Here is a 15,150-nt window from a genome sequence, read left to right on the forward strand (position 1 = left end):
ACATCGAGCCTAGGCAGCCGCTTGGGGGCGGGGAACAATCATTCGTCGCTATGTGGATAACCGCTCCGTTGATGAGCCGTCATACAGGTAATGCCAATGCGGGGGACACCCGCGTTACTGCGATATCAGCTCCGCGGGCTCCTCGCGGAACGGGAGGCTGACCACCAAAGTTGCGCCGCCGCCGTCGGTCTCTTTCACCCGGACGCTGCCCCCATGCGAGCCAACGATGGCGGCCACAATGGCCAGTCCAAGGCCACTGCCGCCGGTCTCGCGGGTGCGGGAGGTATCGGCACGGTAGAAGCGTTCAAAGATCTTGTTCGTCTCAGCCTCCGGAATGCCGGCCCCGTGATCCCGTATTTCGATGACCGAAAGCGTGCCCTCAGGACTGCTCCGTACACCAACGGCGAGTTCTATGGGGGTACCCTCTGGCGTGTAGCGCAGGGCGTTGCCCACCAGGTTGCCGATTACCTGCCGGAGCTTGGCCTCATCGCCGTGGACCGGGGGCCGGGGTGGGGGAGGATCCGTCGAGACCGATGAGCGTGATGTTCCGGTTGCCGGATGAGGCCTTGGTATCCACCACGGCGTCGTGCGCCAACAACTGAAGGTCCACAGGCTTGAGCTGCAACGGCCGCTGCTCGTCCAGCCGGGCCAGGAGGAGCAGGTCTTCCACCATGGAACCCATCCTCTTGGCTTCGCTTTCGATTCTGCCCATGGCGGTGGCGACGTCTTCGGGAGTCGCCAGCGCGCCGTGGCGGTAAAGCTCAGAGAAACCGCGAATGGTGACCAAGGGTGTCCGGAGCTCATGGGAAGCATCCGCAGCGAAGCGGCGCATCCGGGCTTCAGAAGCGGCGCGCGCCGCAAAGGAGGCCTCAATGTGGGCCAACATTGCGTTCAGCGAAGCGCCGAGGCGGCCCACCTCTGTATGGGGGTTGTCGATTTCCACGCGTCGTGAGAGGTCGCCTGCGGCGATGGCTGCGGCTGTCTTCTCCACCCGGGCCAGGGGCCTGAAGGATCGTGCCACAGTCCATGTAGCGATGAAGAACGCCAGAACCAGGGTCAGCAGGCCAACACCAACCACCACCAGCACGGCGTGTTCCATGACTTTGTCCACGGGCGTCAACGGCAGGCCGATAATGACCACGCCGTTCTGCCCGTTGGCCACGACGCCCACGGCGACGACACGCCAGTTGCTGCCGGCGGTGCCACTCACTTGGAACGGGGCATTGCCGCGCGCTTTGGCCTCGGCAGGAGTGATGTTCGCGATCGCCGGACGGTCGCTTTGCATGCCGCCAAAGGGATACGGCGAAAGCCCCGGAACATACAGGGTCAGCGAGTAGTCCGTGGGGACGGCAGGGTTCGGCTCGGACAGCTTGTCGAATGACTGCTGGTCCTGGGCCAGTGCGACGGCGGCCTTGAGTTTGTCATCAACCTGGCCTTGCAGGTAGCTCTTGACGAGCGTCAGCGTGCCGGCGCCCGTCGCGGCCAGCGCGAGGAGGAGCAGTCCCATGATGATGGCGACGAGCTGCGACCTCAGGGACGCCGCTTTCCAGCGTTGCAGCAAGGTCAGCGCTTCTCTGCCGTTCGCAGCACGTAGCCCACTCCGCGCTTGGTCTGGATGAGGGCTGCGGCATCGGGGTCGATGTCCACTTTGCGGCGCAGGTAGGAGATGTACGACTCAACGATCGAGGCGTCGCCATTGAAGTCGTATTCCCAAACGTGGTCCAGGATCTGTGCCTTGGAGAGAACGCGGTTGGGGTTCAGCATGAGGTAGCGCAGGAGCTTGAACTCGGTGGGGGACAGCTCAATGACCGTGCCGCCGCGCCGGACTTCGTGGGCGTCGTCGTCGAGTTCGAGATCGTCCACGCGGATCACGGCGTCGTCATCCTCAAGGGGCTGGGTCCGGCGCAGTACGGCGCGGATGCGGGCCACTACTTCGTCAAGGCTGAAGGGCTTGGTGACGTAGTCGTCCCCGCCCACAGTCAGGCCCGTTACCTTGTCCTCGGTGTCGTCCTTCGCCGTGAGGAACAGGACCGGGAAGTGTTTGCCTGCGGCACGGAGCCGACGCGTCACTGTGAAGCCGTCCATGTCGGGCAGCATGACGTCCAGGACCGCGAGGTCGGGGGCGTGGAGGTCGGCGGCGGCCAGGGCTTCGCGCCCATTGGATGCGGCAACGACCTCGAAACCTGCAAACCGCAGGGACGTGGAGAGAAGCTCGCGGATGTTGGGTTCGTCGTCGACGACAAGGAGCTTGGCTTCGGGGCCGTTCTTTTTCATGACACCCATGATGCTCCCAGTTTCTGTGAGTTATCTGGATGCTTGATGTGAGAAGACTGCGCGCCGCTTAGACTCCGAGGGCGAGTCCTGCGCCGAGGGCTCCCATGGTCACAGCGATCCCGCCGTCCAGGATCCGCCAGGACTTGGGCCGCGCGAAGAAGCCGCGCAGGAACCTGGCACCGAAGCCCAGGGAGCAGAACCAGAGGACGCTTCCCAGCATCGCCCCGGCTCCGAACCACCATTGCAAAGAACTGCCTTGGGCACTGGCCAGCGAACCAATAAGCGCGATGTCCAGGTAGACATGCGGGTTTAGCCACGTCAGCGCCAGTACGGTGGTGAGTACAGCGGCGAGGCCACGTTTGGTGTCGCCACCGGTGGACGGCGTATCGGAAGAATCGAGCGCCTGTGGGCGAAGGGCGCGACGCGCAGCAAGAACCCCGTAAGCCACCAGGAATGCCGCGCCGACAAAGCGCAAGATCACGACGGCGGCAGGAGCGGCCGCGATCAGTGCGCCTGTACCAAGCACGCCAGCGGCGATAAGAAGGGCGTCTGAGAGTGCGCATACTGCGACGACCGCACCTACGTGTTTGCCAAGGATTCCTTGTCGCAGCACGAAGGCATTTTGGGCACCGATAGCAACGATGAGGCCAAGACCGGTCGCAAGGCCGAGGCCTGCCGAGTTGAAGAAGTCAGAGAAAGTCACCCTTGAAAACTATGGGGCGAACGAAACTTAGACCAGCTAATGTTTTTCACGTCGCATAAGATCTTCTTATGCCACAGTTTCCTTCTGAGCAGTTGTTGACGTTCGCCACCGTACTTTCGGAAGGCACACTGGATGCGGCAGCGCGCCGGCTGCACATCACGCCGTCGGCCGTGTCCCAACGCTTGAAGGCGCTTGAGCAATCGTCCGGAAGGGTCCTGCTCCAGCGGAGCAATCCCGCGCAGGCCACGGAAGCGGGCGAAGTGGTGCTTCGCCTTGCCCGCCAAGTAGGCCAGCTGGAGGCAGATGCAGGCGTCGAGTTGGGTTTGGGCGCGGACGGTCCGCAGCTGGCTGTGCCGATCGTGGTGAATGCGGACTCGCTTGCGGTCTGGTTCCTGCAAGCACTTGCCCGTGTGCCCGGCGATCTCAACATCACCTTTGACCTGCACCGCGACGACGAACAACACTCCACCTCGATGCTGCGTTCGGGGACCGTCATGGCTGCGGTCACGGCCACTCCGGACCCGGTGCAGGGCTGCCGGGTGGAGAGCCTCGGAGTCATGCGTTACCGGGCAGTGGCAGCTCCGGTCTTTGTGGACCGCTGGTTTGCGGACGGGGTGGACGGAGGCAGGCTCAATACAGCACCGGCCGTGGATTTCGACCGAAAGGACACCTATCAGTGGGCTTTCGTGGAATCGTGGCCGGGTGCTTCAAAGGCACAACAGAAGGGGCCGCGACACTACGTGCCGGCTTCACAGGACTTTGGCGATGCCATTCGCCTGGGCTTGGGCTGGGGATTGATTCCGGAGGTTCAATGCGGGCCGGACATTGCCGACGGGCGCTTGATTGAACTCGCTCCCGCGCGCCCCTTTGATGTTCCGCTCTACTGGCAGCGCTGGAAGACGGCATCAAAAGTGCTCGACGTCGTCAGCTCCATAGTGCGCGAAGTCTCCGCCGAGTACCTTCGAACGCCCTAGCCCGGGACATCCCCAAGGCTTAAGATCTGAACACGCCCACGGATGCTCCTAAAAATGTCAGTGCCCCATTCCAAACTGGAAGCATGGCAAAAGAAGCAGCCCCCATCAGCATTCATCACAATGAAAAAGCCGCGGACGTCGAGTTCCACGTGACGTACCTGGATACAGACTCGGGCCACATTCGGCGCGAGGAATTTCCGGACCTGGCATCGGCCGAGCGCTTCGCCAGCGCACAGCTCCATGACGCCGACTGCTGGGCAGTAGTGGATCACGTTGCCATCCCGCACGCCAGCCGCATGGTGGCCTGAGGACGAACGCTACACCAGCCGTCCTATTCAGGCCGGTTGTGGGAATGGCCACCGTGTACGAAGCCGGATGACACGCCTTCGTACTTCAGCAGCATCATCATTCCCTCTGCAGCATGGTCCAGGTTGTGGCAGTGATCCATCCAGATGCCCGGATTGTCCGCGTGCAGCAGCAGCTCCCATACTTCGCCCGGCAGCACGTCCACGGTGTCAAGCATCAGCGGCGATCCACTTGGGGCCACGCCGTTCCTGCTGAGTACTTGAACGTGGTGTCCGTGGGGATGCATGGGGTGCGGCTCCGCGGTGCGGTTGACGATCGTCACTTTTACGGTGTCCCCTTCGGCCACTTCAATGGATGGCACCAGGGGATAGGCTGCGCCGTTCACCGTAAACGCGTAGCGCGGAATTCCGTCAACAAAGCGGAACTGGCGATCCAACACCAGCACTTCCTCCCGGACATTTTCTGCGGGTGCCGGTGTGCCGGCCACAGGTTCACCGTAGTGCAGCAGATCCAGGACGGGCGTCGTCGCAAAGATGCCCGGCTCGGCCTTCTCAGGGATGCCCGGCTCGGCCTTCTCAGGGGCGCCAACCGCCTTCTCAGTGATGTCGGCTTCTTTCATTGTGGCGTCAGGGCTGGACGGGGCAACCACGACGACGGCGCTGGCCGCCGAGTCAGAGCGGAGCGTCACCGCGGATTCGGGCATCGTGAACGTGACGTCCATCCTTCCCCCGGCTCCCAGCCGCAATAGCTTCCCCTTGACCTCCTGGGGCTGGTTCACCTCCGTTCCGTCCACGGCTGCAACCTTGAACGCCGTTCCATCCAGAAGGTAGCGCTGCGGCAGGGAATCAGTGTTGATGAGGCGCACGCGAACGCTCGAGCCGGGGACGGCCGCATGCACAGTGCTACGGTCTGAGGAGCCCAGCAACCCCAGACCGTCGAGGTCGTGTCCTGCCACCACAATGTCGGTATCCGCGCGAGGCAGTGTGGGGTTGTGCACGACGAATGTGCCGTAGAGACCCTTGCGGACACCTTCGGCTGAATCTTGGTGCGTGTGGTACCAATACGTGCCGGCCTGGGCAGCAAGGAACCGGTAGGTCATGGACTGCCCGGGCATGACGGCGTCCTGTGTGGCCCCGGCCACGCCGTCCATGGCGTTGGGGACGTCGTAGCCGTGCCAGTGCAGAGTTACGCCAGCGCCCACGTCCTGGTTCCTCAGCTCAACTTCCATGACCTCGCCCAGTTGGGCTTCGATGCCAGGGCCCGGGAGGCTGCCAAAGGTCCATGCATCGGTGGACTCCCCGGAGGGCAGGGTTATGTGTTCGGTGCGGGCAGTGAGTTCGTAGTGCCGGACCACGGCATTGTCAGGGAGGTCGCCCACCAGGCTGGTTACCGGAGTTGGGGCCACCACTGGTGCAGTGGTGACACCTCGGTGATGACCGATTGCGGCTGCAATCACCGCGCCATCAGCGGAACGGCTACCCAACCAGGCAAAGACTCCCGAGCCCAAAGCGGTGCAGGCCATGAGTCCGGCGACTGCAGCAGCCGCCGTCGTGCGCCTCCGAACCATGCGGCCCCGGCCGGGTGAAACGGTGCCGCCGGGCGGAGCGGCAGGAGCGGCGGGAGCGGCAGGAGCGGGCGGGCGAGGGAAGCGAGGGAACAGCGCGAGCCTGGCCAGCATCACGGTCCCTGCAACCAGGAACAGGAGAACCACCAGCGTCCACGGGGCGGGGAATGGGCCGAGGACAAAGGTCAGCGCAAGTGAAGCAATTGCCGAAGCCGCGGCGGACACCATGGCGAGGACAGCCCATTCCTGGGTTCGGCCAGCGCGTCCGGGTAGCTTGCCCGAACGTGGTGGGCCGGTGTTCCGCCTCCTCAGCAAGTACGGAACACCGGCCATCGCGGCCCAAGCCGCGGGGATGGCGGTCAAAGGCAGGCTGATGGTTGTGCGTTCGCTGGCAAACCACCAGCTGCCCGCCACCAAAGCGGGGAGCAAGGCATAGCGCGCCGCAGTGGCAACGACGGCCAGGCCCAGCAGAAGAAGCGCCAAGTCGACACCGCGTGGCTTGGCTGGCCTCCTGTCAGCTGTTGAAGAAATGGCCATCCAGGCGGCGGCCATCCAGGCGCCGGCGGCGAGGATGGCCAACACCAAATCGACGGCCAGTAGCTGTGAAATATTCACAGCCGCCGCTCATCACGCCGTAGCGGAAGAGGCGGAAGCATCCGAGGCTGCTGCCTTGGGTGGAAGGGGTTGGGGATTAAGTGCAAGGGTGCGGGCCCGCCTGAACAACCAGTAGGACATGAAGATGATCAGCAGCCCCGTGATGGGGTGAATGGAAGCCACCCACGAGCCGGAGGGCGTGATGAAATCCTCCGACGAGCCAGTGAGCATGCCGCCGATAATAAAGATAAACAGTTGCACCCATGTCATTAGGAAGATTCCGGCGGCCAGCCAGATGGTCCGGGATCCCGCCTTGGCAATGGCTGCAACGATCACAGCCAGCAAAGCCGAATAACGCAGCACATATTGGCCGTTCATGACGTGATAAACGCCCGCTTCGCGCTGGGCTTCAATAGTGTTTTGGAAATGGAAGTAGCCGGCAAAAAACAGCTGGGCAAGGCCTGATAGCAGGATGATCGCCGACAGGACCAGAAGGGTTTTACGCATAAGGAGTCCTCTGGTAAAAAATCACAGATTCTTCAAGGCCTTCGAATCGCCGGCACCCTGGCTGCGGGATTCCCCCGTTACCGACGACTGGCCGCCAGGCTGCCTGGACCAAGGGCAACCCTAAGGGCGGAGAGCTTCACTTGGAATCCTAAAATTGCTGGAGATAAATAGCAATGGCCCGGCGATTATTCCTCTGCGGGAGCGTCTTTACCCACATCCTTGGCGTCCATGATCCGGTAGGCATACCCCTGTTCGGCCAGGAACCGCTGGCGCTTGGCCGCGAAGTCCTGGTCCAAGGTGTCGCGGGCCACAAGGGAGTAGAAACGGGCCGAACGACCGTCTTGCTTTGGCCTGAGCAGGCGGCCCAGTCGTTGCGCCTCCTCCTGCCGGGACCCGAAGGAACCCGAAACCTGGATGGCGACTGAAGCCTCCGGGAGGTCGATGGAGAAGTTGGCCACTTTGGACACCACGAGAGTCTGGATCTCGCCTTTACGGAAGGCATCAAAGAGTTTCTGCCGGGCTTTGACGCTGGTTTCCCCCTTGATCAAGGGAGCATCCAGCCGCTCGGCGATCTCGTCCAGTTGGTCTATGTACTGGCCGATGACCAGCAGTTGCTCGCCCTTGTGCGCCGCCACGAGCTGCTCCACCAGTCGGGTCTTTGTCTCGGAGGTTGCGCACAGCCGGTATTTGTCGGCGTCATCGGCCATGGCGTAGGCCACCCGCTCGTCGCGGGGTAAATCGACGCGGACTTCAACGCAATCCGCCGGTGCGATGTAGCCCTGCGCTTCGATGTCCTTCCATGGAGCGTCGTAGCGCTTGGGTCCAATCAGGCTGAATACTTCGCCCTCCCTGCCATCCTCGCGCACCAGTGTGGCCGTCAGTCCGAGCCTTCGCCGGGCCTGCAGGTCCGCCGTCATCCGGAAGATCGGGGCGGGCAACAAGTGCACCTCGTCATAAATGATCAGGCCCCAGTCATGACCGTCCACGAGTTCAAGGTGCGGGTAAAGTCCGCCGCGCTTGGTAGTGAGTACCTGGTAGGTGGCGATGGTGACGGGCCTGACTTCCTTGACCGCACCGGAATATTCGCCGATCTCATCTTCGGTCAAGGACGTCCGCTTGAGCAGCTCGTCCTTCCACTGGCGTGCCGAAACCGTGTTGGTGACCAGGATCAGCGTTGTAGTGGAGGACGTCGCCATGGCCGCCGCGCCCACCAGGGTCTTTCCCGCACCACAAGGAAGAACGACGACTCCGCTGCCGCCGGCCCAGAAGTTCTCCGTGGCCAACTTTTGGTAAGGGCGCAACTGCCAGCCTGTTTCATCGAGCATGATCAGGTGCGGCTGCCCGTTGACATATCCGGCAAGGTCTTCGGCCGGCCATCCCAACTTGAGGAGCAGCTGCTTGAGCTGGCCCCTCTGCGAGGAATGAACCACCACAGTCTCGCCATCGATCCTGGGCCCAAGGAGCGGGGAGATCTTCTTGGCGCGGATGACTTCCTCCAGTACGGGGTAGTCGTCAGTACGCATCACCAAACCATGCTGTGGATCCTTTTCGAGGCGAAGCCTGCCATAGCGGGACATGGTCTCTTCGATATCGATCAACAATGCATGCGGAACCGGGAAGCGGGAGTACTTCAGCAGCGTATCCAACACCTGCTCGGCGTCGAGTCCGGCGGCCCGGGCGTTCCACAGCCCAAGAGGCGTCAGCCGGTAGCTGTGCATGTGCTCGGGAGCGCGCTCCAGCTCAGCAAATGCCGCAATGGCGTGCCTGGCTTCCGTGGCGAGCTCGTGGTCGACTTCCAACAGAATGGTTTTATCGCTTTGTACGATCAGTGGACCGTCGGTCACTCTTGCATCCTCACTTGCGCAGCTCTCCTGCTGGTTCTACATCGATGATCCGGTGGATGGACAGTACACGCTCAGTTTCCTTGCCGGGATCGAAGACCCGGACGCGGCCACCGGAGACGGAGACAGGGACCACGGTTTCGATGTTCGCATTTCCCAGGCTGTCCACCACGTTCATGGTGACCGCCTGTTTGAGGCGGATGGCCTTCTGCAGCGTTTCCAGGCCAAGCTGTGTGGAGGCTTCGCCTGTCGCATCAGCCGGGACGCCACGGTGCTGCCGCAAGACCGAAAGCTGGGCTTCGACGTCGTCGTCCGGTGGGGCCGTCCGCGGTGCCGTATAGACCGGACGCGCGCTGCCCGGCACTGCCGCTGTCCGTTTAAAGCGCACGACGGCGGGTTCCGCGTCCTGGACGGCAGGCGAAAGTCCCAGCTCGCGCAGCACACGTGCAGTCTCCTTGGGGCTGGCAGAGGACGTCAGCACGGTCGGAGCGATCCGAACCAGGCTCAGTGCAGACGTGCGGGCCTCCTGCAACAGGTCAGTGATGGCGGATTCGTCGTCGCTTTGGATGAAGCTGGCACTGGAACCGATCCGCAAACGTCCGTGTCGGGATGCTGTGTCCTGCACCAGGTACTCGAGCGGTTGCGGTACGTCCGTGGCTGAATGCTCCCGGAGGAACGTCAACAGCGATTCCGCATCCTGCCCGGCGTCGAGGGCCCTGCGGATGGTTGCCGTGGAAAAACGGTAGATCGACGCCGGGCCCTGGCCCTCGGCGTCGGCCATGAGCAGCAGCGTTTCGCTGAGTTCGGGCGCGAGATAACCGGGTGCCACGGCTGTGAGGTCCGCCTGCAGGAGGATGTGGTTGACCGCGGCTGGCAGGTGTTCACCGAGGAGGGTCATTGCCTCCTCCGGATGGCCGAGCGCGATGGCAGACCCCAACTGTGTGAAGGCCCCGGAGCCCATCAAGCCCAACAAAGTGGCTTCTTCCAGGATCCCCCTCACCAGGGAGCTGAACCGGCGGGACATGCGGGGCTGCGTCCATTCCGCGCGTTGCAGCACCGCGCGCGCGTCAAGGACAGGTGCTTTGCCATCCGGAGCGGCCGCTTCAGCGGTCAGTTCATTGAGGATCTCCAGGATCCTGCGCCGGACCACTGGAGCGTCGGGCCTCTGAGCCTCGGCGGACAATGCATTGATGGTGCTGCCGGCGGAACCTGGATGGGATGGCGAACCGGAAGTCGACCCCGGGAGGGGCTGCCCCACCATCGAAGGTGCCCGCTCGCTGGCCAACCAGGCGTTCACCAGCCAGAGCCACTGTTCCTGTCGCGGCAGGGAAAGCCATTCCAACGACGGCGCCTGTATCCACGTGGAACTGTCAACGTCCAGCCGCAGAAGGCCGGCCAGTGCGCAGAACTCCAGCAGGAGGGCAGTTTCGTGGACGCCGCACCGGACGGATTCTGCAAGTCGCCGCAGCTCACGCACGCCTACGCCGCCGCTCCGGAGGGTTGCCAATGGCTGCTCACGAACCGCGAACAGCACCTCGCTGGTGAGCCGTAGTGTCTCGGCGATGGCGCCCATCGCGGCATTGCGTCGGAGGGCAGCACTCGTGTGGCCCAGTTCCGGAACCGGAGGGGTCAGGGTGAAGTCGTCAATGATCGCACCACCGCGCAGTGCTATGCCGACACTGTGCGGCAATTCGACGTGGCCGGCGTCCAAGGGAACCAACAGACCGCGGGCCAGCAGCCAGTCAACAGGCCCGACGTCGGCGCTTTCGTGGGTTACGGAGGCCCGCCGTTGAGCTTGGGGGACCGCGCCCATGGCCCAACTGCCGAACTTGTCCAGTAAGCCGACGGTCCTTTCGGGCGCAGTGGCCAGAATGGCGCGCACATTCTCTGCACTTGACGTCCAGCGTTGCAGGGACAAGGCCGCGTCCATTGGCGTGCTGGCGGGGTGGATGTCCAGGCCGCACTGATGGAGCTCGGCTACGAGCTGGACCACGCGTTGGGCGAAAGCCGGCTGCAACCTGACCAGCTCTGTGTAGCTTCGGCCCAGGCCGGCCGGATAGATGCCGATCACGTCCTTCAGGCTTCCAACTGGAAGGTAGAACCGTTGCCGGGAACTCGGTTGTGAGTTTGCTGCCGCAGGAGGATCGGCCCGGTGGATCAGCGCCAACTCCTGAAGCTTTGCGAGAATCGGTTCCAGTGCAGACAGCGTGGAACCGGCAATGACCTTCTTGAGCCCGGCAGCGGAAACACTGTGGCCGGTATCGGCATTCGTGCACAGATGGAGTGTTTCCAGAACCTGCATTTCGGGCTTCGTCAGCCGCTCCAACGCCCGTTGAACGCTGACCCGCGCACTTGCCCTGGCTGCCAAGGCAGCGAAGTCCGGGGCCATGGGAGAAATCAGGTCGGGTCGCGCGGCAAACAAGGCCCGCAGCGAATTGTCGCTGCGCGCTTCCAGTTCCTTGCTGAGCGCGCGAATGAGGGACATCAATCCAACGTTACCGCCACCGGGCCGCTCGTGCGTGGCCAGGGCAAAGCTGCCCCGGTTGATTTGCTATTGACGGTGCTTCATTCGCTACTGCCGGCGCCGTTGACGGATGGCGTCCAACACCAGGACCACTGCAAGCATGAAGGCAACCGGCAGCCCATAGAGGGCGGTGGACGTGATCCACACCGGCGCAACTCCACTGTTAAAGGCGATGGCCATGACCGCGCCCACTGCGGCCAAGGACAGGACGGCGATCATGGCGGCAACGATCATGAGGGGGCGGCGGTAACCCGGGGAAGTCATGCGCCTAACGCTAGCAGCAGGGCCACACGGACCAGGCCCATGGGCAAAGGCGCCGCAAGCGTGAAGCAAAGGCGCCGCAAGCGTGAAGCAAAGGCGCCGCAAGCGTGAAGCAAAGGCGCCGCAAAGCGGCGGCAAAGCATGAATAGGTGGTCCGGCAGGATAACCTTGAAGTAACAGACCAACACGGACCGTGCTGTCTCCCTCGATCCCGCAAATCCCTGCGGATGCGGTGGCGGCACGACGTGTCTCCACAGCAAGAACGAAGAAGGTTGATTACGTGCCCACCGGCAAGGTCAAGTGGTATGACAAGGAAAAAGGCTTCGGATTCCTCGCGGCTGAGGACGGCCAGGAGGTATTCCTGCCCAAGACGTCACTGCCCGCAGGCGTAACCGAGCTCAAAGCCGGTACGCGTGTGGAATTTGGCGTGGCAGATGGCCGTCGCGGTGCCCAGGCATTGGGCCTTCGGGTCCTGGACAAGACGCCCTCCATCGCCAAGGCCAAGCGGATGAACGCCAAGGACCTGGCGCCGTTGGTGCAGGACCTCGTGACCGTGTTGGATAACCTGTCCGGTACTTTGTCTTCCGGCAAGTACCCCGAAGGCAACAAGGCCAAGGCCATCGGTATGGCTCTGCGCAAGGTTGCCGACGAGCTGGAAGCCTAGGAACCGCCATGACTTCGGAATCCGCACAGGATACACAGGCCGGAAGGGACGCACAGGCCAGTCCTGGGGCCGTCACTTCTGCCGCCGACGTCCCTGTCATCGGGGGGAATCCTGTCAACGGGCAAGCCCCTGAAAACAGCGACACCCCTGCGCGGAAGCCGGTCGCAGCGAAGCCGCGGGCAGGCATCCCCGTGTGGCGCACTGGCAAGCCGGATGCGTTCCTGGCCGCCGCCGTCGACGTCGCGCGGGAAGCGGTGGAGACTATCGCGAACCCGGGCGAGGTAGGTGCCCACGTAGGCGCAAAGTCCGAGGGCGACCGCGTGGTCACGCACTTGTTCGAGTCCAAGCTTGCCGGATACGGCGGGTGGCAGTGGTATGCCGTGATCACGCGCAATTCCCGGTCGAAGATCGTCACAGTCAGCGAGCTTGGCCTCCTGCCCTCCGACGATTCCATCCTTGCCCCGGAATGGGTCCCGTGGGCAAAGCGTGTCCGCCCGGAAGACGAGACACCCTTGGTGGAGGAGACGGTGGAGGAAGTGTCCGAGGAAGCCGTGCAGGCCGAGGAAGACGCTGCCGCCGAAGCCGCCGATCCTGACGCGGTGGATAACGACGACGATGACGACGACGTCGCCCGCCTGGGCGATTAACGGCAGCGGCGCCGTCCGGGAAGAACCCTGACGACGCCGTTTCCTGCCTTGCGCGGAATTCCGCGACAGTTACTTCTTCAGTTTATTTCTTGAGTTCGCCCACGACGTAGTCGATGCTGGCGAGCAGGGCCGAGATGTCGTCCGGTTCGATAGCGACGAACGTGGCAATGCGAAGCTGGTTTCGTCCAAGCTTGCGGTACGGCTCGGTGTCCACGACGCCGTTGGCCCGCAGGATCTTGGCGATTGCCGCGGCGTCGATGGAGTCATCGAAGTCGATCGTGGCGATGACGTTGGAGCGGTCCTCAGCCTTCGCGACGAACGGTGTTGCGTACTCGGACGCCTCGGCCCAGGAGTAAATGCGGCTGGCAGAGTCTGCCGTGCGCTTGCTGGCGAAGTCCAGTCCACCATTGCTGTTGAGCCACTGCACCTGCGCATCCAAAGTCACCAGCGTGGACAGTGAAGGTGTGTTGTACGTCTGGTTCAGTTTGGAGTTGTCGATAGCGGTCTGCAGGTCCAGGAAGTCCGGAATCCAGCGGTCGCTGGCCTTGATCCGGGCCGCGCGCTCCAACGCTGCCGGGGAGAACAGGCCCAGCCACAGGCCGCCATCAGAGGCGAAGTTCTTCTGCGGGGCGAAGTAGTAGACATCCGATTCGGCGACGTCGACGTCCAGCCCGCCGGCGGCTGAAGTGGCGTCCACCAGGACGAGCGAACCGGCGTCGGCGCCTTCGACGCGCTTTACAGGGGCTGCAACACCGGTTGAAGTCTCGTTCTGGGGCCAGGCATAGACGTCAACCCCGGCCTCCGCCTGGGAGACCGGCCGCGTGCCGGGCTCGGACGTGATGATGGAGGATGCATCCAGGAAGGGGGCTTTGTTGGTGGCCGCGGCAAACTTGGAACCGAATTCACCGAAGGAAAGGTGCTGGGCCTTTTTCTCAACGAGCCCAAAAGCTGCTACATCCCAGAAAGCAGTGGAACCGCCGACGCCGAGGACAACCTCGTAGCCCTCGGGTGCACGGAAGAACTGGCTGAGTCCTTCGCGGACCGAACCCACCAGGTTCTTGACCGGCGCCTGACGGTGGGACGTGCCAAGAATGGTGGTCGATGCGGCAGACAGGGCCTGGACCTGTTCCGGGCGGACCTTGGACGGTCCCGCGCCGAAGCGTCCGTCCTTGGGCAGCAGGTCGGCGGGAATAGTGATGCTGTTGTCGCTCACGTGTGGCTCCAATGGGTATCGGTTAGAGAGGGGGAGGTGGGCAGGTGGCATCGGCTGCCCCTTCGACTCCCTCATTCTGCCTGACCGGGCCCACCGTCAGGAATCTGCGGGTGTCATAGTCCGCCACGTGGAATGCCGGACCACCACAGGGATTCCGGCCCAGGGAAAAATTATCCAGAGTAATTCCAAATAAGCTAGGCTTGGATTGACGTTCCGGAGGTGTCGGTTGCACACCGTCCACCTTGGCTGGGACGCGGTACGGTGGAGATTACGCAAGAAATGCGTTCGAGGAGAGCTGAGCTGGATGACGGATCTGATCGATACCACTGAGATGTATCTTCGGACCATTTTGGAGCTTGAAGAAGAGAACATCGTGGCTCTTCGCGCGCGCATCGCGGAGCGTCTGCGGCACTCGGGTCCCACGGTTTCCCAGACCATTGGACGCATGGAGCGTGACGGCCCTGGTGATTGTGTCCAACGACCGCCACCTGGAGCTGACCGAAGTCGGGCGCAAGCGGGCCACCGAGGTCATGCGGAAGCACCGCCTTGCCGAGAGGCTCCTGGCGGACGTCATTGGCCTGGACTGGGCGTACGTTCATGACGAAGCATGTCGCTGGGAACACGTCATGAGCGAACGGGTGGAACGGCGGCTCTATGAGTTGTTGGAACACCCCACAGAGTCACCATATGGCAACCCCATTCCGGGCTTGGAAGCCCTTGGCGGCCTCGCCAACCAGCCTCTTTCCCGCCTGGACGTGAACCTGCTGCACGCGATGGACGGGTACGCTGCCGATTCGCGTGTAGTGGTCAGCCGGCTTGCTGAACCCATCCAGGTTGAGCCCGAGCTCCTCACCCAGCTCGATGAAGGCGGAATTCGTCCTGGCGCAACCGTCTCCTTGGAACGGGTGGGGGAGTACATCTCCGTCCGCGTTCCGGGCATTGAAGGAGCACTGGAGTTGCCTCCCGAGGTCGCTGCGCACGTCTTCGTCGCCGTCAGCTGACTCTGAATTGCCCTGACCACGGGAGTGTCGGATCTCACTTTGTGGTGGTTGGCGCGCGTATGACCTGCGGGTTTCCG

Annotated in this window: 12 protein-coding genes and 2 pseudogenes; 5 read left to right on the plus strand and 9 right to left on the minus strand. The window is 63.0% G+C overall.

Annotated features, from left to right (window positions below):
- Positions 1-114 precede the first annotated feature (114 nt).
- The 3 genes and pseudogenes from LDP01_RS15030 to LDP01_RS15040 form a co-directional block, all read right to left on the minus strand.
- Positions 115-1,561: pseudogene (locus LDP01_RS15030) on the minus strand (sensor histidine kinase).
- A gap of 2 nt (positions 1,562-1,563) precedes the next feature.
- The gene (locus LDP01_RS15035; protein ID WP_026543233.1) at positions 1,564-2,274 is read right to left on the minus strand and encodes a response regulator transcription factor; all 711 of its coding nucleotides are present in this window, start codon (positions 2,272-2,274) and stop codon (positions 1,564-1,566) included.
- 67 nt (positions 2,275-2,341) lie between these two features.
- Positions 2,342-2,977 carry a LysE/ArgO family amino acid transporter gene (locus LDP01_RS15040; protein ID WP_224093663.1) on the minus strand — a complete coding sequence of 212 codons (636 nt, stop codon included), beginning with the start codon at positions 2,975-2,977 and terminating at the stop codon, positions 2,342-2,344.
- Between the two features lie 68 nt (positions 2,978-3,045).
- Here LDP01_RS15040 and LDP01_RS15045 point away from each other — a divergent pair, with 68 nt between their 5' ends.
- Positions 3,046-3,951, plus strand: coding sequence for a LysR family transcriptional regulator ArgP (locus LDP01_RS15045; RefSeq protein ID WP_224093666.1), 906 nt, complete (start codon positions 3,046-3,048; stop codon positions 3,949-3,951).
- An 83-nt stretch (positions 3,952-4,034) separates the two neighbouring features.
- Positions 4,035-4,259: a hypothetical protein gene (locus LDP01_RS15050; protein ID WP_224093669.1), complete on the plus strand. Its 225-nt coding sequence runs from the start codon at positions 4,035-4,037 to the stop codon at positions 4,257-4,259.
- A 23-nt stretch (positions 4,260-4,282) separates the two neighbouring features.
- On the opposite strand, the gene LDP01_RS15055 is transcribed toward LDP01_RS15050, so the two are convergent.
- The 5 genes from LDP01_RS15055 to LDP01_RS15075 all read right to left on the minus strand — a co-directional run bounded on the left by LDP01_RS15055 (position 4,283) and on the right by LDP01_RS15075 (position 11,551).
- Positions 4,283-6,436: a multicopper oxidase family protein gene (locus LDP01_RS15055; protein ID WP_224093672.1), complete on the minus strand. Its 2,154-nt coding sequence runs from the start codon at positions 6,434-6,436 to the stop codon at positions 4,283-4,285.
- Between the two features lie 12 nt (positions 6,437-6,448).
- On the minus strand, positions 6,449-6,922 hold the full coding sequence (locus LDP01_RS15060; protein WP_224093675.1) for a hypothetical protein: 474 nt from the start codon (positions 6,920-6,922) through the stop codon (positions 6,449-6,451).
- Positions 6,923-7,107: 185 nt separating this feature from the next.
- Positions 7,108-8,766 carry a DNA repair helicase XPB gene (locus tag LDP01_RS15065; protein WP_224093677.1) on the minus strand — a complete coding sequence of 553 codons (1,659 nt, stop codon included), beginning with the start codon at positions 8,764-8,766 and terminating at the stop codon, positions 7,108-7,110.
- A gap of 10 nt (positions 8,767-8,776) precedes the next feature.
- Positions 8,777-11,248, minus strand: coding sequence for a helicase-associated domain-containing protein (locus tag LDP01_RS15070; RefSeq protein WP_224093681.1), 2,472 nt, complete (start codon positions 11,246-11,248; stop codon positions 8,777-8,779).
- Positions 11,249-11,335: 87 nt separating this feature from the next.
- Positions 11,336-11,551, minus strand: a complete 216-nt coding sequence (locus LDP01_RS15075; protein WP_224093684.1) for a hypothetical protein — start codon at positions 11,549-11,551, stop codon at positions 11,336-11,338.
- A gap of 277 nt (positions 11,552-11,828) precedes the next feature.
- On the opposite strand from LDP01_RS15075, the gene LDP01_RS15080 reads away from it, so the two are divergent.
- Positions 11,829-12,212 carry a cold-shock protein gene (locus LDP01_RS15080; protein WP_216926040.1) on the plus strand — a complete coding sequence of 128 codons (384 nt, stop codon included), beginning with the start codon at positions 11,829-11,831 and terminating at the stop codon, positions 12,210-12,212.
- Between the two features lie 8 nt (positions 12,213-12,220).
- Positions 12,221-12,859, plus strand: coding sequence for a DUF3027 domain-containing protein (locus LDP01_RS15085; RefSeq protein ID WP_224093687.1), 639 nt, complete (start codon positions 12,221-12,223; stop codon positions 12,857-12,859).
- Positions 12,860-12,941: 82 nt separating this feature from the next.
- Here LDP01_RS15085 and serC read toward each other — a convergent pair whose 3' ends face one another.
- Positions 12,942-14,072, minus strand: coding sequence for a phosphoserine transaminase (serC, locus tag LDP01_RS15090; RefSeq protein WP_224093690.1), 1,131 nt, complete (start codon positions 14,070-14,072; stop codon positions 12,942-12,944).
- 304 nt (positions 14,073-14,376) lie between these two features.
- Between serC and LDP01_RS15095 the strand changes: the two are divergent.
- Positions 14,377-15,073 (plus strand): annotated as a pseudogene (locus tag LDP01_RS15095) (iron-dependent transcriptional repressor DtxR).
- Positions 15,074-15,150 lie beyond the last annotated feature (77 nt).

The organism is Arthrobacter sp. StoSoilB13 (assembly GCF_019977255.1).
Classification (GTDB): domain Bacteria; phylum Actinomycetota; class Actinomycetes; order Actinomycetales; family Micrococcaceae; genus Arthrobacter.